The following is a 22987-nucleotide window of genomic DNA, read 5'->3' as shown; positions in this document are numbered from 1 at the left end:
TCGTCATTCGGCCGCTCGATCTCGTCATTCGACTCCCAATCTCGTCATTCGCCAGCGCCCCGTCTATTTCACTCCACCATAGCCGGCTGCGGCCCGAACGGTTCCACGCCGCCAGGCATCCGTTCCTTCTTACTGCCATTATACCGGACCAGCCTGATGGCGTTGAGGATGACGATCAGGACGCTGAGTTCGTGGATCAGCATGCCGGAGGCGAGGAAGATCTTGCCGAGCAGGACGCCGGCGAGCAGCAAGAAGACGGTGCCGACGGCGAACCAGGTGTTCTGTTTCATGTTGCGGACGGTGGCTTTGGCGAGCGAGCGGGCATGGGCGAACTGGTCGAGCCGGTCGGCCATGAGAACGACGTCGGCGGTTTCCATCGAGATGTCCGTGCCGCCGGCGCCCATCGCGATGCCGATATCGGCAGTGGCGATCGCCGGTGCGTCATTGACCCCGTCGCCGGCCATCGCGACCTGGCGCCCGCCGTCTTTCAGCTTTTTCACGAATGCGACTTTGTCTTCGGGGAGAAGTTCGGCGTGTACTTCATCCAGGCCGAGCTGTCTGCCGACGAGCGCGGCAGCGTGGCGGTTGTCGCCGGTGAGCATGATGATCTGCTTGACGCCGCTGGCGCGGAGCCGGCGGATGGCGTCTTTGGCTTCCGGTCGGATCTGGTCGGCGATGGAGATCAGTCCGCGGAGCTGTCCGTCAACCGCGGCGAAGATTGCCGTGTTGCCGGCCTTTTCACGCGAGATGGCCGAGGCATCCGCTTCCGGCGGAATCATGATGCCATTTTCGCCCATCAGTTTACGCGTGCCTGCAATGACACGCTTACCGCCAACCGTCGCCGCGAGGCCGTGCCCTTTGATGATTTCAACCTCATCCGGCCGTTCCAGTCCATTTATCCGGCGTCTTTCGGCCTCCTCGACAATCGTGCGCCCGAGGTGGTGTTCCGAAGCGGTTTCCGCTGCGGCAACGATCCGTAGCAGTTCGCCGGCGTCTTCGCCGAAGGCATCAACCGCAGTTACTTCCGGCCGGCCTTTCGTCAGTGTGCCGGTCTTGTCGAATACGACCGTATCAATTTTTGCGAGGGCTTCCACTGATTCGCCGCCCTTGAACAGGACGCCGTTTTTGGCGCCGTTGCCGATGCCGGCGACGATCGAGACCGGTGCCGAGATGACGAGCGCACCCGGGCAGGCAATCACGAGGAACGTGAGGGTCAGTTCAATGTTGCGGGTGAACAAGTAAACGATGATCGACAGGATGACAATGCCCGGCGTGTAGATGTTCGCAAACTTCTCAAGGAACTGCTGGGTCTTTGTTTTCGAGTCCTGTGCTTCTTCGACGAGTTCGATGATCCGCGCGAACGTGGTGTCATCACCTGTCTTTTCGGCGATGACTTCCAGGAAGCCGCTTTCGACGATGGTCCCGCTAAAGACGGTGTCGCCGTCCGCTTTTGCAGCCGGAACCGATTCTCCGGTGATCGCCGCTTCGTTCAGGTGTGCCTGTCCGCCTGCGACCCGCCCGTCGACCGGCACTTTGCCGCCGGTGCGGATGAGGACACGGTCGCCGGTTTCCACTTCATTGGCGGGGATGACCATTTCGCGTCCGTCCCGCACAACGTTTGCTTCCTGAGGCGCCATGTCTACAAGGTCTTTAAGCGACTTGCGTGTTTTCTCGAGTGTCCGCGCTTCAAGATAAGCGCCGAACAGGAACAGGAACGTGACGGCAGCCGACTCGACATACTCACCGATGAACAGCGCCCCGACAACGGCAATCGTGACGAGCAGCTCGATGCTGAAGGCTTTCATGCGGAGTGCCTGCAGCGCCTTCAGGGCGATTGGCACACCCGCGATGATGGTGGAGACAATCAGCGTAGAGGACTTGAGTTCCTGAGAACCTGTGAAGTGAAAGAAGATGGCCAGGGCCAGGAGGCCGCCGGTGACGGCCGTGATCCAGGCTTTTTGTTTGCCTGTCATTTTATTTCACACCTTTCCTGATTTGGCGGGCAGCTTACGAAACTTTCTTCGAAAGGACCGGATATCCGAGTTTCTTCACTGTACCTTCGATCTCTTCCGCGCTGACTTTCCCGTCGTCGAACCTGGCCTTCACCTTGCCGGAGTTGAACAACACCTTCGCCTGCTCCACGCCGTCCATCTTGCCGAGGGCACCTTCAATTTTCTTGATACAGCTCGGGCAAGTGAGGGCTTCCATCTGAAGGACAACTTGTTTCATTTCGATTCCTCCCTGTCTGTTGTTGTCTTTATTATCGGATGAATCCGGAACGGCGGCCTTGATGCCCGTCAAGAAATGCAGATTATTTTCCTGTCCGAGCGTTTTTCCACTCCTGTTGGGGAATACGAAAAGTAATACATGCGGGAGGAGGGGTGCGGATGGAAACCGAGCAGCAACATTTCTCTGACATGAAGAGGCGGGTATATAAGATCGTTTTGCCGGTCCTTGCGCTGTCGCTTGGGATGAGCCTGTTCTTGTCAGTCAACGAAGGGCTGCTGCTGACGATCAATCTGGTCCTGCTCATCGGCATGCTGTTTGCCTGGCTCCTTTTATCCACCAGGTTTCCGCTGGTGGCCATCGAGTGGTGGCTGCTCATCCTCGCCGTCATCTACCTTGCCACGATGATCGTTCAGGGCATCTATGTTCAGATGCTTGATCTTGGCGAAGGGTCGCTTGGTGATTTCATCGTCTGGCTGCCCCTCATCACCTTGGCGATGTTCCTTATTTTCGATCGGATACAGGCGATGATCGCCAATGCCATTCTGCTGGTTGTCCTGCTCATACCGGCGCTCCCGGTGCTCGGACGGCTCAGGTCTGAACAGATTGAGTCGCTGATTCTCTTCTACGCGGGGATCATCGTCTACACAAGCCTCGCCTATTTTCTCCACCAGCTCTACCGGCGGCGTGCAGAGCAAAATGCGATGCTGCGGTTCGCCTATATTGATGCTCTCACAGGTATTGCGAACCGGCATCGGATCGACAATTGGCTCATAGAGAAGACCGAGGCGGGGGAACGGGACGGCTCTCTTTTCTCGGTCCTTTTTTTCGATCTTGATCATTTCAAGGACATCAATGATGTTTATGGCCACAAAACCGGAGATGATGTCCTGCGGCAGCTGGCTGAAGTCGTGGGGAAGGAAGTGGGACAGGGGGATCTGTTCGGGCGTTGGGGCGGTGAGGAGTTCATCGTCCTCACCGACACTGGCGAGGGACCCGCATTCATGCTTGCTGAGCAATTGAGAAAGGCGATTGAAAACCATGATTTCGGCATTGCCGGAAACGTAACAGCGAGCTTCGGCCTGTCCGTAAACAGGCCGGGCGACACAGCCGAGTCTGTGCTGTCCCGTGCCGATGAGCGCATGTACCGCTCCAAACAGGCAGGCCGTAACCGGGTCACCGGCCGCACAATGGAAAGCGGGCAAGGGTGAAGAAGAGACGGCCATGACCGCAACGGAAGGAGGAGTGATGATGAGTGCCGAGCAGCGGTTCAACGAATTAAAGCGGCGAGTCTATCTGTTTATCCTGCCGACCATCGCGGCGGCTTTTACCCTGAACATTCTCATCGCCGGAGAGATCCTTCTGATGCAGATCATCCATTCCGTGCTCTTGATCGGGATTGTGGCCTGCTGGGTTCTTTTGTGGACGCGGGTGCCGCTGATCGTACCCGAACTGATCATCCTCACATCTTCCCTCGTCTATTTGTTGGCCGCTATCCTGAGCTCCCTGTTTGTCGATATGCTGGCGGAGGGAGAGCCCGGGCTCGGGGACTTCATCCTTTACATGCCGCTGACCCTTATCCTTGGATTTCTCATCCTTGAGAGGAAGCAGGCTGTAATCGCCTGCTTTACGCTCCTGCTATTTCTGATTGCTCCTGCTGTTCCGGTGTGGGGCAGCCTCAGCCGTTCCCAGACAGATTCGCTGATCACGCTGTACGTCAGCCTGTTCATGTATACCTTCCTTTCTTTTCTTCTACATATCCTTTACCGGCGGCGTGCTGAACAGCGGGCAATCGCCCGGTTTGCTTATATCGACGCCCTGACCGGGGCGGCGAACCGTCACCGGGTGGACGGGTGGCTGACTGAAAAAGTCGAGCAGGCTGACCGGGATGGGACCGAGTTTGCGGTCATCCTCTTTGACCTCGACCATTTCAAGAAAGTAAATGAAGGTTGCGGGTACAAAAAAGGGGATGATATCATCCGGCAAATTGCCGATCTGGTGCGTACCGAATTGGGGGCCGGTGATCTGTTCGGACGGTGGGAAGACGAGGAGTTCGTTGTCATCACGGATGGGGAGGTGCCGCATGCGATGGAACTGGCAGAGCGGCTTCGTGCTGCCATCGGGACTCATGACTTCGGGACGGCCTGCAAAGTGACCGCGAGTTTCGGGGTTGCGGGAGAGCTTCCGGGCGATACGCCGGAACGCCTCCTGAACCGCGCCGATGAGCGGATGTATCATTCCAAGCGGACCGGGCGTAACCGGGTGACAGGGGAGACGGCAGAAGATCTGAAAAAGACGAAAAATATCGATGTAAGCATTTAATATCGTTCGCCTTTCCGTTATAATTGGGTCAGAAGATCCGAAAGAGGTGGACTGTGTGGAGCGGATTTACGAAGGGAAGACCAAAGATGTCTATGAGCTGGAGGACGGGACAATCCAGCTGAAGTTCAAGGATGACGTGACCGGGGAAGACGGGGTGTTCGATCCTGGAGCCAATACGGTCGGTCTGACGATCGAGGGAGCCGGACGCGCCGGTCTCCGCATGACGGAATACTTTTTCGGTAAGCTGGCAGAGGCCGGCATTCCGACGCATTTCATCGGGGCGGACCTGGACAACCAGACCATGAACGTCCGAAAAGCGGACGTATTCGGCAAGGGGCTTGAAGTGATCTGCCGGTATCGTGCAGTCGGAAGCTTCCTGCGCCGCTACGGGGCCTATGCGGAAGAAGGACAGCGGCTCGATGCCTTTGTCGAAGTGACGATCAAGGATGATGAGCGCCAGGACCCGCCGATCAGCAAAGATGCCCTCGTCGCCCTCGGCATCCTGGAAGCCGGGGAATATGACACACTCAAGTCGCTCACCAAGCAGATTTCCGGCGTCGTAAAAGATGAGCTTGCCGATCGGGGGCTCGATCTGTACGACATCAAGCTTGAATTCGGCCGCGACGCCAAAACCGGTGAAGTCCTCCTGATCGATGAGATCTCCGGTGGCAATATGCGCGTATACAAAGAAGGCGAATATGTGGAACCTCTAAAGCTCGAACAGCTGCTGTTCGGGTGAGACGATACGAAAAAAGCACCTGCCCGGAAATGGGTCAGGTGCTTTTTGGACTGGATACCTTGCCAGATCCGTCAATTGAGTGTATCCGTCCCGAACTTCTCCTCCAGACGGCGGAGGCAGTTTCCAAATTCCGGGTAGGGACGGAAAATGGCGAGGACGCCCCGGATTGCGGTGACATCGGCACTTGGGCCTGCATCGGCCTGTGTCCCCAGAAAGTCGAGGCTCGATGACAGGTACTGGGCGGTCGCGCGGGGAAGCGCCAGGCCGGACAGAATGGTGCGCATCCCATCAATGACCCCTGCTGTATCCGTCTCCTCATCGCCTTCCGCGAAAAAGGAGAACAGCGTCCGCACCGTCTCGTCGTCAAGAAGCGGCCGGTAGGTTCCGGCAAGAAATTCCTCTGCTGCCTGGCCGGTCATCCGGACGATGAGTTCGGCCAGTGCCTTCGGATAAAGGGCCTGGGGATTCGAGATGAACTGCTGCATATAGTTGTTTTTGATGCCTTCCGTGATGACGGAGATGTCGTGGATAAATGGGCGGATTGCCTGGCCGTACATCGAGGTGAGCTGTTCTCGGTACCATTCGGCCTGTGACACCCGGAGTTCTTCGATAAAGCGGATCAGTTCGGGATTCAGGCTGTAGGCCTGGTCACGGACAACCATCGCGATAAAGTCGGTGTGGCGTTGGATCTGGGAGATCTGGACCTCGGTCTGGCGCAGGAAGTTATCCTTGGCGGACAGCGCAGGGTCGACTGCATTCTCCATTTCCTCCTGGATCAGTGAGGTGTAATACCTGAAGATCTCTACTTGAAGAGCATCCTTTGATTTGAAGTGTAGATAGAAGGCGCCTTTTGAAATTCCGGCATGGGCGGCGATTTCCTGGATCGAGGTGCCGTGGAATCCTTTTTCCGTGAAAAGGGCGATCGCCGCCTCGATGATGCGCTTCTTGGTTTCGTTCATGGGCTTGGTCCTCCTTTGACCGGACGGTCAGTAAAACCAGTATAGCAGAATAAAAATGGATAAAGTGTGACAACTGGCTCATATGATTGTATCCGGTTGCTGTTTCCTTTATCCTAATAGAGGTAAACTGACCGGTCAGTCACAGGAACGGAGGAAAGCAAGATTGAAAAAGATCATCAACTTTTCCATCAACAATAAGTTCGCCATCTGGCTTCTGACGATCATGGCCATTGCTGCGGGGATCTATTCTGCAGCCACCATGAAGCAGGAGTCGATGCCGGACATCACGGTACCGGTCGTGTCGGTCATGACCGTCTATCCGGGTGCGTCACCGGATGAGGTTGCCGATTCGGTCACCGTCCCGGTCGAGCAGAGTCTGAGGAATGTCGAGGGTGTGAAATCGATCCTCTCCTCCTCGATGGAGAACATCTCTTCCATCCAACTCGAGTTCGATTTTGAGAAAGACATGGACCGGGCGGTCACGGAAGTGGAGGGCGTCCTGAAAAACGTCTCGCTTCCGGATGATGCACAGGATCCGGCAATCTCCCGGATCAGCATTAATGCCTTCCCGGTCGTCGCCCTCAGCATCACCGGCAACGGCCAGGACCTCGACGAACTGACGGAAATCGCCGTCAAGGACATTGTCCCGGCAATGGAAGAAGTCGAAGGGGTTGGCAATATCCAGGCAAGCGGCCAGAAGTCGAAAGAAGTCCGGATCGACTTCGACGATGCCAAGCTTGCCGAGGCAGGCCTCGACCGCGAAACGGTCACGGGAATCATCCAAGGATCCAACATCGCCTTCCCGCTCGGGCTGAACCAGCTTGACGGCTCAATGAAGAATGTTGTGATCGACGGATCCATCGCTTCGCTCGAGGCGCTGGAAAACCTGCAGATTCCGGCAGTTCCGTCCCAGGGAGCCGGCCAGCCGGGTGCTGATGGCGCGCAAGCCGGCCAAGGTGCCGGTGCAGGCCAGGCAGCTCCAGGCGCAGGTGCGATGCCTCCGGCTGCCATGACAGGACTTCCGACAGTTGCCCTTTCCGATGTGGCGACCATCGAAGTCATTAACGAGTCCGAGTCGATCTCCCGCACAAACGGGGAAGACTCGATCGGCATCCAGGTCGTCAAGAGCCCTGACGCCAACACGGTCGATGTCGTCAACGGAATTAAAGATGAAGCCAAGAAACTGGAAGAAGACTATGGCGTGGATATCGCCGTTACGTTTGACCAGGGTGAGCCGATTGAACAGTCAGTCGAAACGATGCTGTCGAAGGCGCTCTTCGGTGCGCTGTTCGCGATCATTATCATCCTGCTTTTCCTGAGAAGCATCAAGACAACGTTCATCGCGGTCATTTCGATCCCGCTGTCGCTTCTCCTCGCGCTGCTTGTCCTGAACTGGATGGACATCACACTGAACATTATGACGCTCGGCGCGCTCACGGTCGCGATCGGGCGGGTCATCGACGACTCGATCGTTGTCGTCGAGAACATCTACCGCAGGATGCACCTGCCGGAAGAGCCGCTTAAGGGCAAGAAACTGATCCTTGAGGCAACGAAGGAAATGTTCGTTCCGATTGCATCCTCGACGATTGTCACGATCGCGGTCTTCTTGCCGCTCGCACTCGTTTCCGGCCAGGTCGGCGAAATGTTCCTGCCGTTCGCGCTTGCGGTCGTGTTCGCCCTTCTCGGATCACTTCTCGTCGCAATCACGGTCGTACCGATGCTGTCGCACTCGCTGTTCAAGAAGCAGCTTTACGGCAACCGGAACGGCGTCGCGAAAAAGACCGAGAAGCCGGGACGCCTTGCCAAGTGGTACACGGGCATCCTGGAATGGGCGCTTAATCACAAATGGATCACGGGCGGCATCTCGGTCCTGCTCCTAGCGGCGAGTTTTCTGCTCGTCCCTCTGATCGGGGTCACATTCATCCCTGAAGAAGAACAGAAAGTGGTCATGGCGACCTACAATCCGGAAGCCGGCCAGCCTGAAGAAGAAACACTTGAAATCGTCTCCCGCGCCGAAGAGCTTCTTGAAGATCGGAAGGGCGTCACGTCCTATCAGTTCTCGATCGAAGGAGCCGGAGGCGGAATGGGCATGATGATGGGCGGCGGCGCAAACTCCGCACTGTTCTTCATCGAGTATGATTCCGACTTCGAAAACTTCTCGGAAGAGCCGAAAAAACTCGTTGAGTCACTGAACAAAGAATCCGAAAAAGGCGAATGGGGCTCGATGGACTTCACGTCCATGAGCGGCGGTTTCGAACTGTTCGTCTATGCAGACAACGAAGACGATCTGAAAGCCACATCCGACCAAGTTGAAGAGATTCTGAACAACACGGACGGCCTGGAAGCGGTCGAAAGCGACCTGACGGAAGCGTACGATCAGTACACCTTCGTCACTGACCAGCAGCGCCTCGCCGAACTCGGCCTGACCACTGCGCAGATCGGCATGGCGCTGAACGAGGGCAACCAGGGAGCGGCTCTCACCTCCGTCAAACATGACGGCGAGACGCTTGACGTCTTTGTCGCCGTCGAAGAAAAGGAATTCGGCACGTTTGAATCCCTTGAAACAACTGAAGTCCCGACCGCTCTAGGCGGCACGGTCCAGCTCGGCGAAATTGCCGAAGTCGAGGAAGGCGAAGCACCGACGACGGTGACCCGCCGGAACGGCAAGCTGTACACGACCGTATCTGCTGAAGTGACCGGCAAGGATTCCACGGCGATTTCCCGCGAAGTCCAGGAAGAAGTGGACGGACTGGATCTCCCTGCGGGTTCAACTGTTGAATTTGGCGGTATCACCGAACAGATCAACGAGTCGTTCACGCAGCTCGGCCTTGCCATGCTGGCGGCGATCGCCATTGTCTACTTCGTGCTCGTCGTGACATTCGGCGGCGCACTGGCACCATTCGCGATCCTGTTCTCGCTGCCATTCGCCCTGATTGGAAGCTTCGTGGCTCTCTGGATTGCGGACGAACCGATCTCGGTGTCCGTCATGATCGGCGCGCTCATGCTGATCGGGATTGTCGTCACGAACGCGATCGTCCTCATCGACCGCGTCATCCACAAGGAAAACGAAGGCGAAACGACGCGTCAGGCTCTGCTTGAAGCCGGCGCCACCCGTCTCCGCCCGATCCTGATGACGGCGCTCGCAACGATCTTCGCCCTGATCCCGCTCGCCATCGGATCCGAAGGCGGCGGCCTGATCTCCAAAGGACTCGGCATCACGGTCATCGGCGGCCTCGTCAGCTCGACGTTGCTGACGCTGCTCATCGTACCGATCGTGTACGAAGTCCTCGCGAAGTTCCGCAAGAAGCCAATGGTCGAACCTGAATAAGTTGTGCAGACACCTGTCCCTTCGGGGGCGGGTGCTTTTTTGGTGTTTGAGTTGCCGCATGGGTTGGGAAGTTGCCAGATGGGCCGTGAAGTTGCCACATGGGTTGCGGAGTTGCCATATGGGTCGGGAAGTTGCCGCATGGGTTGGGAAGTTGCCATATGGGCCGTGGAGTTGCCATATGGGTTGCGGAGTTGCCACATGGGGCGCCGCCATACTCCAAACATGCGCCCCATACTCCAAATGGCGCCGCCATACTCCAACCGTGCGTCCCATACTCCAACCGTGCGTCCCATACCCCAAATGGCGCCGCCATACTCCAACCGTGCACCCCATACTCCAAATGCCGCCGCCATACTCCAACCGTGCGCTCCATACTCCAAATTCCACTGCCACCGTCGCCTCAGTGCCCGGCCGATGAATACCTTTTCTCCGCCTTGACCATCCTCAAAGGAAGGAGGAGGAAACAAATGAAAAAGTGGATATACGGAGCGGCTGCCGCAGCCGTAATCCTTTCCGGATGCGGGATGCAGATGGGGAAGGAAGAGAAGATTCCGGTTATGAGCGAAGGGGTGACGACCGCCGTTGAATCGGACCTGATCAATACAGAAGGTGAGACGGTCGGGACGGTACTTCTCACGGGAGGCAAGCAGGGGACCGGCATCCGCATCACCGCGGAGGGGCTGGAACCCGGAGTGAAGGCGATCCATATCCATGAGAAGGGTGAGTGCACACCGCCTGACTTCAAGTCCGCCGGTGCTCACTACAATCCGGATCAGAAGGAGCATGGATTTGATAATCCGAAAGGTTTCCATGCCGGCGATCTTCCGAACATTGAAGTGGACGAAGAGGGCAAGGTGGACCTTGAGACGGTGTCGGAGTATCTTTCCCTGAAGGAGGGACATCCCGGCTATGTGCTGGATGAAGACGGCAGCGCAGTCGTTGTCCATGCAGGGCCGGATGACTACAAGACGGATCCGGCCGGGAATTCCGGCGACCGTATCGCCTGCGCCGCATTCAATAAATGAGGAACACAAAAAACCGCACGCGTCCGGCGTGCGGTTTTCCTCTGTTCATTTAAACAGGAAGTTTTCCGTATAGTAAGGCTGGTCTTCGCCATTGAAGGCCACCCCCACCCCGAGCATGCGGAAGTCTTCGTTCAGGATATTTTTCCGGTGGCCAAGCGAGTTCATGAGGCCTTCGTGGGCGAAGATGCTGCTCGGCTGTCCGTAGGCGAGGTTTTCGCCTGCGCCGCGGAACTGGATGCCGTCTTCCGCCATGCGGTCAAACGGTGACTGGCCCTGCTGGTTTTCGTGGGCGAAGTAGTCGTTCACAGCCATGTCCTCGCTGTGCCGCACAGCAGTGGAGGCGGTGCGCCCGTCCCAGTCGAGGGCGCCATAGCCGTGTGCCACGCGCGCGGCGTTCGTCAGATCGAACAGCTGCCGCTCGAAGCCTTCCTTCAGATCCGCATCGGCGGCTCCGTACAATGCATCCTGCGATTGCTCAAGTTCCTTTTCTATGATCTGGACGGCCGTCACAGTATCGTTCCGGTGGAGGTCATAGAAGATGGTCACATAGCTGCCGTCCAGCTCGAACACGTCATACTCGCCGTTGCTCTGGATCAGGAACGCGCTGCGCCCCTTTACGATCCGGTCGAGCGGGCGCCCGTATTCCGCGCGGACCGACGCTTTCTGGGAGCCGTAGGCGATGCCGCTCGCGGAAGCGATGATGTCCTGGTTGGTATATAGCCCGTTGACGCGTCCTTCTGGGTCGAACGACACCATCGCGAAGTTATGATAGCCGTCATGGTAGGCGTGCCATTCGACGCCGTATTCGTTCATCGTGGAGCGGGCGGGTTCACCGAGTTCTGCCTGGACGACTTCCCGGGTGTCCCCGATCCCGATGTTGTGCACGGTGACCGGGACGGATTCCGGACGCTCGAGCTCCGGCTTCTCGGCCTCTCCGCCGGAAGTCTGTCGTGCCCGCTCGTCCTTCACGGACTGCTCCAGCTTGGCGTAAAGGGAATTGGCCCCTTGATTCAGCTTGCCGAGGGCCTGGTCGAACGCGGGCTGTCCGCCAATATCTGCTATCAGTGCATCCACCCGGTCCAGGAATGACAGATCGACGACGCGGGAAAGCGGCTCTTCCCAGAGCGGCCGGGCGATGAAAACGATGACGGCCAGCAGGATCAATCCGAACAACCGTTTCACCATGCACAATCACCTCCTTTATCTTTCCATTTTACCACCAACATCGGACATTCATGCATCCGTCTGTTCGAAAGCTGCAGGTTCCAGGGGTATAATGGTCACCAACGATACAGAGAGAGAAGGAATCACGCATGCTGGAACGTTTCGACGGCTTCCTGAAAAAGGGGATGCCGGTCATCACGCCGCTCTGTCTGGTTGCCGGCGTGCTGCTTGCAGATATGGGAAGCCGGCTCCTGGGTCTTGTCCCATGGATATTTGCCCTCATGACGTTTGCGGGCAGCCTTGGGATGCGGGTAATGGACTTGAAGAATGCGGTGCGCCATCCGCTGGCCGCATTGTTGAGTCTGGCCTTTCTTCATTTGCTCATCCCGGCCTGGGCCTACCTGTTTTCAGTGCTGGTTTTCGATGATCACCTTCTGACTATCGGGTTTGTCCTGTCGGCGGCCGTGCCGACAGGGGTTTCAAGCATCATCTGGGTCAGCATCTACCGGGGGAACCTGGCGCTCTGCCTGTCGATCATTCTCATCGACACCATGCTTGCCCCGCTGATTATCCCGGCCACGCTCTTTGTGGTGGCGGGACAGGGGGTACCGGTGAATGGAGGTGCGCTTGTCCTGGATCTGCTGCTGATGGTCGTCCTGCCTTCGCTCGCGGGACTCTTGCTGAACGAGTGGACCAAAGGGGGGGCGGGAAAGCGGCTCGGCCCCAGGCTTTCACCGGTATCAAAGCTGTCAATCTTCGCAATCGTGCTCATCAACAGCAGTGTGATCGCGCCTTATCTGAAGGATTTTGACCTGGAACTGTTCAAGATTTTGGGGGGAGTCCTGCTGCTTGCCGCAACCGGATATGCGTTTGCGCTGCTGGTCGGGGAGAAAGTTTGGAAACACAGCCCGGACATCTCTGTCATGTTCGTCTTTAACGGAGGCATGCGGAATATCGCCCTCGGGGTCGTCATCGCGACCGTCTATTTCCCGGCGAAAGTCGCGCTGCCGGTGGTCTGCGGCATGCTGTTCCAGCAGGTGCTGGCGGCTGTTTTCGGCAAAGTGATCGAACGGCGCCACCGCCGCATGGAAGTTGACGGGCATATTGTGTGAAAAGGAAGGGAAAAGAAAAAAGACCCGTCTTGGGGTCTTGGATTAGCCGGGTCACAGCCGTCCGGCGTATTCCTCTTTCAGGAAACCGCGCAGTTGATCGAGCGGTATGTCCGCACGGACGATTCCTACGGCACCGGCTGCGACTTCATATTCATCGAAATAAACGGAGATCCGGTCCTCTCGAATGGCCCATTTCCAGGAGGACGGGTCATTTAGTGCCATGGTGAGAAGATCTTCGAAAAGATTTTCTTCCAGCGGCTCCTGGGAGAGGATTTCGGCCCGCACCAGTTTCTGGATCGCCTCGCCATCAGCCGTCAGATCAAACAGATCCGACAGTTCGACAATCTGGCCTTGTACCGGATCGATGTTGAACGGCTTGATTTTCGTAATGCCGTTCGTGCCCCCGGTGTACTGGTAGGAGGTGTAAAGCAGGCTGTAGAGCGCCCCGGCATGGGGCAATTCCTCTGCCGTAAGCTTCAGATGGGCACGCTCCCCGTTTTCGAGTTGTTCTTTATATTTATCGACGCTGCCTTCAAAGAGGGCTTTTTGCTCGTCGATCCACTTGGTGATCGGCTTCTCCACGTTGGAGTGGTCCGCCGACACCGTATTGATGTCCATTGTGTACCATTTCGTCTCTTCTATTACCGTCTGAAGGCGGAGGCCCCCGATTGTATCCCGGGCCTCCGTGACGGCCGCGTCCGCAATGCCTGAATCCTCACCGATCGCAGCCGGTTCGTCGGTCTGCGAGAAGGCGAATCCGAACACCGTGAACAGGGCCAGCACAGCCAAAATGGTCCATGCAGGCCAGCCCGGCCGCTTCATTCGCGTATTCATGGATGTAAATCAGCCCTTCTATTTTTTGGCCACCCGTTATTTATATGGTTCGGGTGACCCCCCTATTAATTCGTCAAGTATACCATTGATTCCCTTGAAAAGGGAGGGAAAATGACAAAAGCATGCGTGGGTGCAGGCTTTGTGACAATTCCGGCAAAGGCGGAATGGATTTTAATATCCCGAGAGTTGTACAATTATTTCCGCCCGGAACACTTTTTTCCGGCATACAAAAAAGGCTTCCCGGTAATCGGAAAGCCCTTTTCAGAGACGGTTACGGTTTCAGGATGACTTTGGTGCATTCATCACCATGCTCGAAAAAGGTCTTGTAGGCAACCGGAGCTTCTTCGAGCGGGACAATATGGGAGATGATCTCGGTCGGATCAAGCTTGTGTTCCGTGATCATCTTGAACAGCTCCGGCATCAGGTGCGGGACAGGTGCCTGCCCGGACTTGATCGTGACGTTGCGCTCAAAGAAGCGCCCAAGAGGGAATGCGTTGTACCACAGGCCGTAAACGCCGGTAAGCTGGACAGTGCCGAAGCGGCGCACGGCGCGGTGTGCGGTACGGAGCGCGGTGAGCGAGCCGCCGTGGACCTTCAGCTTCTGCTGCACTTTCTCGGGAGCGGTCTTCTCGCCGTCCATGCCAACGCAGTCGATGACGACATCGGCGCCGCCGGATGTAAGTTCCTTGAGATAGTTGCCGGTCTCTTCCGGGTCGCGATAGGTGACCGTCTCGACTTTGTTCATCTCCCTTGCTTTTGCCAGGCGGTAAGGGACGTTATCGACACCGATGACCCGCTTGGCGCCCATCATCCAGGCGAACTTCTGGGTCATGAGGCCGATCGGGCCGCATCCAAGCACGATGACCGTGTCTCCCTTTTTCACGCCGGAGTGGAGTACGCTCCAGTAGGCGGTCGGGAGGACGTCAGACATGAAGAGGACAGCTTCATCCGGTACTTCGGCCGATTCCGGGATAACAAATGGCAGGAAGTTTCCGAATGGCACGCGCATGTACTCGGCCTGTCCGCCCGGGTGGTTGCCGAACATTTCCGTGTAGCCGAAATAGCCGCCGAAGTCGGTGCCCGGTGTCGGATTCGTATCGGGGTGGTCACATTGGCTCTCCATGTCATGCGTGCAGTACCAGCATTCGCCGCAGGCCACGTTGAACGGGATGACGACCCTGTCACCCTTTTTCACTTTTGTCACGGCGGGGCCGACTTCTTCGACGATGCCCATCGGTTCGTGTCCAATGACATATCCCGGACGTGTCATGATGGAACCGGCGTAGATGTGCAGATCCGAGCCGCAGATGGCTGTGGAGGTGATGCGGATGATGATGTCATCGTCTTTCTCAATCTTCGGTGTTTCCACATTCTTGACCTGGATGTCCTTGGTACCCTGGAAAGTGACGGCTCTCATTGAACAAACTCCTCCTTTAAGGTGTCTTCTTCATAAGTTTCCGGTTTCCATGCCGGATAAACGCCGGGGATGCGCCGGAGCGGACGGACAGGTATACTTGGAACATGAAAACCCGCAATCGGCGGGCCTGGAGGAGAGCGCATGATTTTCGGAATGGACAGTGTGCCGATGTGGTTTTACGTACTCGCAATCTGCGTGGTAATCCTGTTCATCATCCTTTCCGAGTGGTGGACAAGATGACCGACATAAAGGTCCGGGCGCCAAAAATAAATAAGTTACTGCCGGAATCCGGGTGGGAAGAGGCATTTGACGAAGAGGATGCTTCCGTCAGAGCGGTGTGTGTGGAAGGCGGGCAGGCAACCTCGGACGGCCGTGTCATTTTCGATGGTGTCCTGTTCCGGAAAACCGACTTCCGCGGTTTTCGCGCACCCGCTTCAGAATTGCTGGATGTCGTATTCGAAGGATGTGACCTGTCGAATGCGGACTTTTCCCGCTCTTCGCTGCACCGTTGTGAGTTCCGCGGGACCAAGCTGACCGGTGCTATCTTCAGCGAATCGATGCTTCGGGACGTAAAATTTTCGGACTGCGGCGGTCGCTACTCGAGCTTCAACTTCTCCAAGTTGCGCCAAGTGGTCTTTGAAGGATGCGAGCTGGAATCTGCGGACTTCGTCGACTGTTCCATGAAGGGCGTTGCATTCGGAAGAAACCGGCTCGATGACATCAGTTTCCTCGATACCTCGCTTGATGGCATCGACCTGACGAAAGCGGAGTTCAGCCGAATCACGGTCACGCCGTCGAAGCTCCCGGGATGCAAAGTGACACGTGAGCAGGCGATCGGATTTGCACGGACATTCGGGCTGGTCGTGGAGGAAGATTAAAAGACAGGAGGTGCACCTATGGAGGCGTTTGCCGGATTTCTGAAAGGCATCGACAATCAGGATCACCGGGACCGGACGGAGGAAGTGCTCCGTTGGGTTGCCGATACCTTCCCCGGCCTTGAGCCGGTGATCAAGTGGAACCAGCCGATGTTCACGGATCACGGCACGTACATCATCGGCTTCAGCGTCGCCAAAAACCACTTGTCCGTCGCCCCTGAACAGGCAGCGATGATCGAGTTCGCTGATGACATCGGGGCTGCAGGATTTGCACATACGAAGGAACTGGTACGCATGCCGTGGAAAAAGGAGATGGATTACGGACTGCTCCGTAAGTTCATAGAGTTCAACATTGAAGACAAAGCGGACTGCACGACTTTCTGGCGGAGTTGAAAGAGGGCGAGTGCCCGGCGAATCCGAAGGGACTGCATTCCATCAATACAGGAAAAGACAAGGAAGGTGTTTTAGCATGCTCAGTTTTCAAGAAAAAGAAGCCATCATTGCAAAATTTCCGGAACTGACCCGGAAGGAAGTATCAATGGGCCGAGTGAACTATCATTTCGAAGAATCGCTTCATGAGAAGAAAATTGTCGTGCGTCACCTGCACGAAAACGGCAATGGATTCGTTTATGTCGGCAAGCTCCCGCAGTATGAGGCTGACAAAAAAGGCTTTATCAACATCCGGGATTTCTCAGCGGAGGAAATGGAAGAAGTGCTTGCGGAAGCGATCCGCTATCTTTCGAGTGATCCTGCAGGAGAGCCTGTCGACGAGGTTTGGGTGAATCGTGAAGGCACTCAACTCCACCTAAAGGAAGAGAACGGCTACTTCAACCTGTATTTCAAAGAAAACCTGGAGGAAGGGTTCGGCTCTGCGAAAGAAGCCCATGTCTATCTGAATGAAGAAGGTTTCCGCCTGCAATCGGGAGGCGCCCGTTAAATGGACGGGAAAAAGTTTGTGATGGCGTTCATCGCCATCTTTATCCTCGTCATTATCGGCGTCCTGCTGAGTTTCTGGGTATTCTACGAAGTGGATCAGTGAGCGAGGCAGTCTGCCCGTTCTGTGCAAAACAGCGATGACACCATCAAGAGAGGCGCTTTCCTGAAACGGAAGCGTCTTATTGTTTGACCGGGGAAATGGAAGGTGAAGTGTGTTGGGGGATGCTGCAAGAAGAACAGGATTCCTGCTTGTGATTATCGGCGCCACTTTATGGGGCGTCGGCGGCACGGTCGCCCAAAAACTTTTTCAGGAGTATGGGATTGAGGTCAATTGGCTGGTTTCGACGCGGCTGCTGATCGCCGGGGTGCTTTTGCTCGGCATCCAGTTTTTCCTGAAAGACCGCTCCCAGGTCCTGGGTGTCTGGAAAGAAAAACGGACCGGCGCTCAACTCGTCGTTTTCGGACTTCTCGGCATGCTGGCGGTCCAATATACATATATGGCCTCTATCCGGCACGGCAATGCCGCGGTGGCCACATTGCTCCAATACCTGGCGCCGGTCATGATCATTTTCTGGCTGGTCATCCGCCGGCAGACTGTATTCGGCCGGCAGGATCTGGTTACGGTTGTCCTTGCGCTGGGTGGCTGTTTTCTTTTGTTGACCAACGGCTCGCTCTCAGGTCTTTCCGTGCCGGCTCCGGCCATTATCTGGGGCGTTCTCTCAGGGGTCTCCCTGGCTTTCTACACGCTGTATGCCATCCCGCTTCTCGCGAGGTACGACTCTTTGGTCATTGTCGGCTGGGCGATGGTCATCGGCGGGGTTGCGCTGAGCTTTATCCATCCGCCCTGGCGGATCGGCCTGTCGGGTCTGACGGCGGAAGCTTTCGGCTACATCGCATTTGTCATCATCTTCGGCACGATGATCGCTTTCTGGTTTTACATCGAGAGCCTGCAGAGCCTGCTGCCGAAGGAAACCAGTCTTCTGGGAAGCCTCGAACCGCTTGCCGCCGTACTGACGACGGTTTTCTGGCTGAACGAGCCGTTCGGCGGGTTCCAATGGGCCGGGACGGCTGCCATCATCGCCATGATTGTCTTTATGGCGTTCAGCAAGAAACCCGCAGCGGAGTAGCGGATGTTGCAGGGAAATTATGCTAGGATGGAATAAAGAGGCTGTAAAGCAGGAGGTGGGTCAGATGGACAAGCGGAAAAACATCATTCGATTCCTTTTGTTCGGGGCCGGGTTCCTGCTCGGGGTCCTGTTGTTTTCAAATCTTTTCGGATGGTGGTAAACAGGGGGGAAGGGCTAAATGGAATTAATGAAACTGATCAGATTTCCGATGATGTTATTTGTGGTCGCATGCATCTGGCAATCGGTGGGGCCGGGTGAGATTCGGCTTGCCGATAATCTGGGCGTGGCCCTGGCCGCCTTCGTAATCCTGGCAATCTGGGAGTGGGCTAACAAACCGAGTCCATGGGAACAGAGCCGGCAATCCTGATGCATAGGCGGGTGTAAAGGGGGCTGCATCATGAGGTGGGCAATGGGATGCTTATTTATCCTGATTGGCTCCTTTATCTTCGTTCTGACGATTGATGGGCTTGGGATCATCGGAACACTGTTGAAAATCCTTTTGGGCATCGGCTGCTTTTACATTGCGGGCCTGTTCATCCCGGAAAAAAAGGAAAGCAGCTGACCGTCACGGGTCGGCTGCTTTTCATTTGCTGCAATTTAGATTTCACGCCGTACCTTCCTGGCCTGAAGCTTTTTCAGGCCTTCTGCCAACAGGTAAAAGCCGATGATGGAAAACGTCATCGCGACCAGCGCGGCAATCGGAATCCACTGGGCCGAATAGATGTCCTGCTGAAGATTGCTTAAAAGAACAGGCCAAGAATCGGATGTTTCGACGGCCCGGTAACTCCTGTCCATTTGCGAGAAGAATTGCTGATTGACGTAAATGCCAATGACGCCCAATTGGACGAGCAGGATCATCGACCGGCCCGCTTCCATCGGAGTCGTAATGACGAGTTCCCTCACAAGGGACGGCCAATAATAATTCTTGAATAGCGTCCATCTGCTGCCTCCGTTTGTGATGGCGGCCTCCATGTAGGTCTGTTTCCGCTGTTGTTGCAGGTTTTCGTAAAACACCATGGCCAACCTCCCGACCTCGACGGCCGAGATGATGACGAGCACCCAGAAGGACCGGTGATCGGAGAACATCACGCCGGGAATCGCCAGCAAAATGCAGATGATGAAGATCGTCGGCATAAATGAAAAGAAGGAGTTCCACAGATTCATCAGAAAGCGCAGGCTCTTCAAGTAAAACGCGCCTATTGAAATGAGAAGGGCTGCCACTATGCGAACTGCCACAATCACGCCGAGTATGTAGAAAGTCTCCCTGGCCCCGATGATCACCTTGGACCAGAGATCCACTCCCTTCCGGTCCGTTCCGATGAGAAAATCGTCGGACGGCGGGATGGGGGGAGCGAGCAGCGTGCCATCCGAATCCCTCAAAACGAGCGTCCGGTCCATCGAGCCATCCACCAATGGCAGATAAGGGCCGAATAAGATCATGATCAGTATGGTTCCGATCATGGCGGATCCGATCCATAATGTCCGGTTCATCGTTCATCCTCCAGTGGCGAAATGGCTGAACGAGCCACCCCTGACACGATGCTGAAGGCCAGGATCACAAGGGTGAACATGAAGATATAGCCGATTTGCGAAATGATATTCGGGGAGATGAGCGCGCCGACATAAAAATTGGTCGAACTCCCGAGCGTATGATACATGTAAAAGGCCGCACCCCTGTATTCCGTGAACACTTCAACGATAAACAGATTCGAAAGGGTGTAGAGGACCATGGTGTTGGAGTACGCCAGTATTTTCGGCAGGCCGTTTTTCAGCATGTGCCGATACAAGATTTTCAGTTCTCCGGTCCCTTTTGAGCGCGCGGTGCGGATATAGTCCAGGCCCTGCTCGGTCTCAAGCGTCTTGAATGTGATATTCGCGATGAACATGACCGGATAAATCGACAGGTAAAGGATATTCATCAGGACATTATCGATTTTATCGTGACCGAACAGATCGATCTCGACCAGGCCGTAGCTTTGAAGGAGGAGCACCATCAGTTGAATAAAAACGATGATGGCGATATCCGGCACAGACAAAAAGCCGATGGTGGCCGGCTGTCCGATGAACTTCGCCTTTGTTTTTCTTACGTTGAAATCGAAAATTCCTTTGGCGATGCCAACGAAGAATCCGATGAGGATGGCCGGCATGAAAATGAGCATACTCCGCAAAAAGACGGATGTGACCTGGTCCACGATCGGGCGGCCTGCTTCATCCGTGCCCAGCCCTCCGGTTTCGTAAATGTACGTGTAGAAGGATTGGATATTGGCGACGTGGTTCTGGATTTGGTAGTCATAAGTGGCACCCATGAACGAGCCGCCTCGTCCCTCCTCAAAAACGGTGTCCATCGGGATGAGAAGAAGCAATACAAGAATCACGAATGAGAAAAGCCAGACGGCTGTCCGGAGTGAGATGGTTTTGATCAAGAAGAAACACCCCTGTATGTAAAAGGAACTATTTCATAAATTATACTACAAGAGTAATTCTAATTATCTAGAAATTGGCGATAAAAATGAAAGCGGCTGCTCCGGAATCGGGCAAGCCGCTTTTGTCAGGTTAGATTTTACTTAATGCCAATTCCCGCCCTTATAAGGCCCTTTCCGGAACGGCATCCACCAGTTCCACTTGCCGAACAGCTTCATGAGGCTCGGCACGAGGAGGAGTCGGATGATCGTGGCATCGATGGCGACGGCGATCGCAATGCCGACACCGATCTGCTTGACCGGCATGACTTCGGTGAACGCGAAGGCACCGGTGAGAACGATCATGATCAGTGCCGCGGACGTGATGATCTTGCTTGTCGCAGCAAGGCCTTCGACGGTTGCGCGGTCGTTGTCATAGTCCTTCGTGTACTCTTCCTGGATACGCGAGATGAGGAACACCTCATAGTCCATGCTGAGTCCGAAGACGAGACTAAAGACGAGTACCGGGATGATCAGCGCAATCGTGCCCGCTTCCAGGCCGAAGTGACCGTACTGGAAGATGTAGACGAGCGCGCCAAATGCCGCGGACAGGCCGATGACGTTCATGATAATCGCCTTCAGCGGAATCAGGACGGAGCGGAACGCGATCATCAGGATGATGTACGTCGAGACGATGATGATCGCGAGCACGTAGATGATCTTGTCCCAGATCTCATCAAAGATTTCCTGGTTGAATTTCGGATAGCCGCCGACTGAGAGGTTCCACTCGGTATCCTTTTCCGCCCAGTCGCGCGCCCACTCCTGGGCCTCGGCCGACGCGCCTTCCGGCTTCAGGGTGACCGGGACGAGGAGCGAGTCGCCTTCGATAAAGGAATTGAGGAGCGGCTCGACAGCTGCGGCAGTCTCCGGCATCTGGGTGGCCTGCAGCCAGGTGTCGGCATCTTCGATCTCGCCTTCGGTGAAGATAGTGGAGACTTCATCGGTGCGGCGGTCATCGAGAAGAGCGTCCTGCAGTTTCTCGATTTCGCGGATGCCATCTTCGTCTTCCCAACCGCCCTCGCGCTCTGCAATGAGGTAGGCCGTGGAGTTGGACAGGCCGAATTCAACTTCGATCTTCTCGAACGCCTGGCGGGTATCATTGGACGCCGGGAGCGAGTCCATCTCCGGAATGGTCAGTTCCATGTCCTTTACCGGAATCATGAAGACTCCGAGGATAAGGAGGGCGCCGATTGTGACAAGAACGGGACGCTTAATGACACGTTCCGCAAACTTGCGCCAGCCGCTCGCGCCTTCCTCTTTCACCTTGAGGATGGTCCACTTGTTCAGCCGGTCGCCGAGAACGAGCAGAACGGCCGGAAGCAGGGTGAGTGACGACAGGACGGCCAGCGAGACGACCGCCATGCCGCCGACGCCGATGTTCTTGAACAGGTCGATCTGGATGATGAACAGGGCACCCAGTCCGATAAACACACAGAACGCCGAAAACAGGACAGATCGTCCCGCGGTGAGGATCGTTGTCCGGACTGCTCCCTCGACCGACTGCTTTTTCCGTTCCTCGCGGTAACGGTTGATGAACAGAAGCGAGAAGTCGATGCTCAGTGCAAGTCCGAGCATCGGCACGATGTTCAGCATGAAAATTGACAGGTCCATCGATTGGCCGATCAAAGTCATCGTGCCGAATGTCGTGATGATCGTGGCGATCCCGACAAAGAACGGCACAAGTGCCGCGACGACCGAACCGAATGCGAGAAGCAAGACGACAAGCGCGATTGGCAGTCCGATCGCTTCCGCTTTGACCAGGTCGCGCTGGCTCGCTTTGTTAATGTCTTCGCTGATCGCGGTGCCGCCGGTAAGGACGGCGCCGTCATGATCGGCGGTTTCCTGGATGGCGGAAACCGCTTCACTCATATCCGCGTTTTCTTCAAAATGAAGAAGCGCGTAGGACAGTTCCTCAGTGTAGAGGGAGCCGTCCTCCAGTGGAGAGACGATCTCCTCTGCGAGTCCGAGATCCTCTACGTCCGAGACGGCCGTCTTGATTTCCTCATCAGTCATGTTTTCAAAGACGAGGAACATCGTCTCCGCCGGCAGGCCGAATTCATCCGTCAGGCGGTCGGCCACTTGTTCATATTCCCCGTCCATCCGGAACCCGTCCCCCTCGAGGACGCCAGGCAGCTGAACTGCCTGGTAGGCCATGAACCCGGCGATCAGAATCCAGACCGCGATGACCCACTTCGGGAACCGGATGACGAAATTCGCTAACGTGCGCAAAAGGCTTCTTCCTTTCAGGTCAATCATAGATTGTTTTTCTCCAATAGTTTACATGAGAGGAAGAGGGTTTGTCGTGCGGGAAGTGCGGGCGTTAAAGAGGGGGAATGGAGGCGAAAGTACACCAAGCCGATGCGAAAGTACACCAAGACGATGCGAAAGTACATCAAGCTGGCGCGAAAGTACACCAAGCCGATGTGAAAGTACACCAAGCCGGCGAGATGATGCCCGCGCGGGT

Annotated in this window: 21 protein-coding genes; 12 read left to right on the top strand and 9 right to left on the bottom strand. The window is 55.9% G+C overall.

Going from position 1 to position 22987, the window contains the following annotated elements:
• Window positions 1-68: 68 nt before the first annotated feature.
• Both AC6CHQ_RS05035 and AC6CHQ_RS05030 read right to left on the bottom strand, forming a co-directional pair.
• The gene (locus tag AC6CHQ_RS05035) at window positions 69-1973 is read right to left on the bottom strand and encodes a heavy metal translocating P-type ATPase (protein ID WP_498081025.1); all 1905 of its coding nucleotides are present in this window, start codon (window positions 1971-1973) and stop codon (window positions 69-71) included.
• A gap of 34 nt (window positions 1974-2007) precedes the next feature.
• Entirely contained in the window at window positions 2008-2229 is a 222-nt protein-coding gene (locus AC6CHQ_RS05030; protein ID WP_092055475.1) for a heavy-metal-associated domain-containing protein, read from the bottom strand.
• A gap of 158 nt (window positions 2230-2387) precedes the next feature.
• Between AC6CHQ_RS05030 and AC6CHQ_RS05025 the strand changes: the two genes are divergently transcribed.
• Genes AC6CHQ_RS05025 through AC6CHQ_RS05015 form a run of 3 tightly spaced genes read left to right on the top strand, consistent with a single transcriptional unit; the run spans window position 2388 to window position 5287 of the window.
• A complete protein-coding gene (locus AC6CHQ_RS05025) occupies window positions 2388-3437 on the top strand; it encodes a GGDEF domain-containing protein (protein WP_498081024.1) in 1050 nt (349 codons plus the stop codon).
• Window positions 3438-3477: 40 nt separating this feature from the next.
• Window positions 3478-4548, top strand: coding sequence for a GGDEF domain-containing protein (locus tag AC6CHQ_RS05020; protein WP_498081023.1), 1071 nt, complete (start codon window positions 3478-3480; stop codon window positions 4546-4548).
• 55 nt (window positions 4549-4603) lie between these two features.
• Complete coding sequence (locus AC6CHQ_RS05015) at window positions 4604-5287, top strand: phosphoribosylaminoimidazolesuccinocarboxamide synthase (protein ID WP_251238625.1); 684 nt, start codon at window positions 4604-4606, stop codon at window positions 5285-5287.
• A gap of 71 nt (window positions 5288-5358) precedes the next feature.
• On the opposite strand, the gene AC6CHQ_RS05010 is transcribed toward AC6CHQ_RS05015, so the two are convergent.
• Window positions 5359-6246, bottom strand: a complete 888-nt coding sequence (locus tag AC6CHQ_RS05010; protein ID WP_498081022.1) for a TetR/AcrR family transcriptional regulator — start codon at window positions 6244-6246, stop codon at window positions 5359-5361.
• Window positions 6247-6409: 163 nt separating this feature from the next.
• Between AC6CHQ_RS05010 and AC6CHQ_RS05005 the strand changes: the two genes are divergently transcribed.
• Window positions 6410-9574 carry an efflux RND transporter permease subunit gene (locus AC6CHQ_RS05005; RefSeq protein WP_498081021.1) on the top strand — a complete coding sequence of 1055 codons (3165 nt, stop codon included), beginning with the start codon at window positions 6410-6412 and terminating at the stop codon, window positions 9572-9574.
• Window positions 9575-10041: 467 nt separating this feature from the next.
• The gene (locus AC6CHQ_RS05000) at window positions 10042-10599 is read left to right on the top strand and encodes a superoxide dismutase family protein (protein WP_498081020.1); all 558 of its coding nucleotides are present in this window, start codon (window positions 10042-10044) and stop codon (window positions 10597-10599) included.
• A gap of 45 nt (window positions 10600-10644) precedes the next feature.
• Here AC6CHQ_RS05000 and AC6CHQ_RS04995 read toward each other — a convergent pair whose 3' ends face one another.
• A complete protein-coding gene (locus tag AC6CHQ_RS04995; protein ID WP_251238622.1) occupies window positions 10645-11784 on the bottom strand; it encodes a CAP domain-containing protein in 1140 nt (379 codons plus the stop codon).
• Window positions 11785-11912: 128 nt separating this feature from the next.
• Here AC6CHQ_RS04995 and AC6CHQ_RS04990 point away from each other — a divergent pair, with 128 nt between their 5' ends.
• A complete protein-coding gene (locus tag AC6CHQ_RS04990; RefSeq protein WP_498081019.1) occupies window positions 11913-12875 on the top strand; it encodes a bile acid:sodium symporter family protein in 963 nt (320 codons plus the stop codon).
• Between the two features lie 51 nt (window positions 12876-12926).
• Here AC6CHQ_RS04990 and AC6CHQ_RS04985 read toward each other — a convergent pair whose 3' ends face one another.
• Window positions 12927-13709 (bottom strand): RsiV family protein, encoded by a 783-nt coding sequence (locus AC6CHQ_RS04985; RefSeq protein WP_092055165.1) that lies wholly within the window; start codon window positions 13707-13709, stop codon window positions 12927-12929.
• A gap of 271 nt (window positions 13710-13980) precedes the next feature.
• The gene (locus AC6CHQ_RS04980; protein WP_498081018.1) at window positions 13981-15126 is read right to left on the bottom strand and encodes a zinc-dependent alcohol dehydrogenase; all 1146 of its coding nucleotides are present in this window, start codon (window positions 15124-15126) and stop codon (window positions 13981-13983) included.
• 236 nt (window positions 15127-15362) lie between these two features.
• On the opposite strand from AC6CHQ_RS04980, the gene AC6CHQ_RS04975 reads away from it, so the two are divergent.
• From AC6CHQ_RS04975 to AC6CHQ_RS04950, 6 genes are all read left to right on the top strand, one after another.
• A complete protein-coding gene (locus AC6CHQ_RS04975; protein ID WP_498081017.1) occupies window positions 15363-16004 on the top strand; it encodes a pentapeptide repeat-containing protein in 642 nt (213 codons plus the stop codon).
• A gap of 18 nt (window positions 16005-16022) precedes the next feature.
• Window positions 16023-16394 (top strand): iron chaperone, encoded by a 372-nt coding sequence (locus AC6CHQ_RS04970; RefSeq protein ID WP_424237648.1) that lies wholly within the window; start codon window positions 16023-16025, stop codon window positions 16392-16394.
• 76 nt (window positions 16395-16470) lie between these two features.
• Window positions 16471-16938 (top strand): hypothetical protein, encoded by a 468-nt coding sequence (locus AC6CHQ_RS04965; protein ID WP_424237649.1) that lies wholly within the window; start codon window positions 16471-16473, stop codon window positions 16936-16938.
• Window positions 16939-17152: 214 nt separating this feature from the next.
• Window positions 17153-18064: an EamA family transporter gene (locus tag AC6CHQ_RS04960; RefSeq protein WP_251238619.1), complete on the top strand. Its 912-nt coding sequence runs from the start codon at window positions 17153-17155 to the stop codon at window positions 18062-18064.
• A gap of 178 nt (window positions 18065-18242) precedes the next feature.
• The gene (locus tag AC6CHQ_RS04955; protein ID WP_092055177.1) at window positions 18243-18431 is read left to right on the top strand and encodes a hypothetical protein; all 189 of its coding nucleotides are present in this window, start codon (window positions 18243-18245) and stop codon (window positions 18429-18431) included.
• 30 nt (window positions 18432-18461) lie between these two features.
• Window positions 18462-18626: a hypothetical protein gene (locus AC6CHQ_RS04950; RefSeq protein WP_251238618.1), complete on the top strand. Its 165-nt coding sequence runs from the start codon at window positions 18462-18464 to the stop codon at window positions 18624-18626.
• Between the two features lie 35 nt (window positions 18627-18661).
• Here AC6CHQ_RS04950 and AC6CHQ_RS04945 read toward each other — a convergent pair whose 3' ends face one another.
• From AC6CHQ_RS04945 to AC6CHQ_RS04935, 3 genes are all read right to left on the bottom strand, one after another.
• Complete coding sequence (locus AC6CHQ_RS04945) at window positions 18662-19555, bottom strand: ABC transporter permease subunit (protein WP_498081016.1); 894 nt, start codon at window positions 19553-19555, stop codon at window positions 18662-18664.
• A complete protein-coding gene (locus tag AC6CHQ_RS04940) occupies window positions 19552-20487 on the bottom strand; it encodes an ABC transporter permease subunit (protein WP_251238616.1) in 936 nt (311 codons plus the stop codon). Before AC6CHQ_RS04940 ends, AC6CHQ_RS04945 begins: the two co-directional genes overlap by 4 nt.
• Before the next feature lie 141 nt (window positions 20488-20628).
• Window positions 20629-22779, bottom strand: a complete 2151-nt coding sequence (locus tag AC6CHQ_RS04935) for an MMPL family transporter (RefSeq protein WP_498081015.1) — start codon at window positions 22777-22779, stop codon at window positions 20629-20631.
• Window positions 22780-22987: the final 208 nt, after the last annotated feature.

It is taken from the genome of Bhargavaea sp. GQ12 (genome assembly GCF_059758705.1).
Note: the sequence above shows the minus strand (reverse complement) of the source record. Positions and strands in the feature narration are given on the sequence as shown.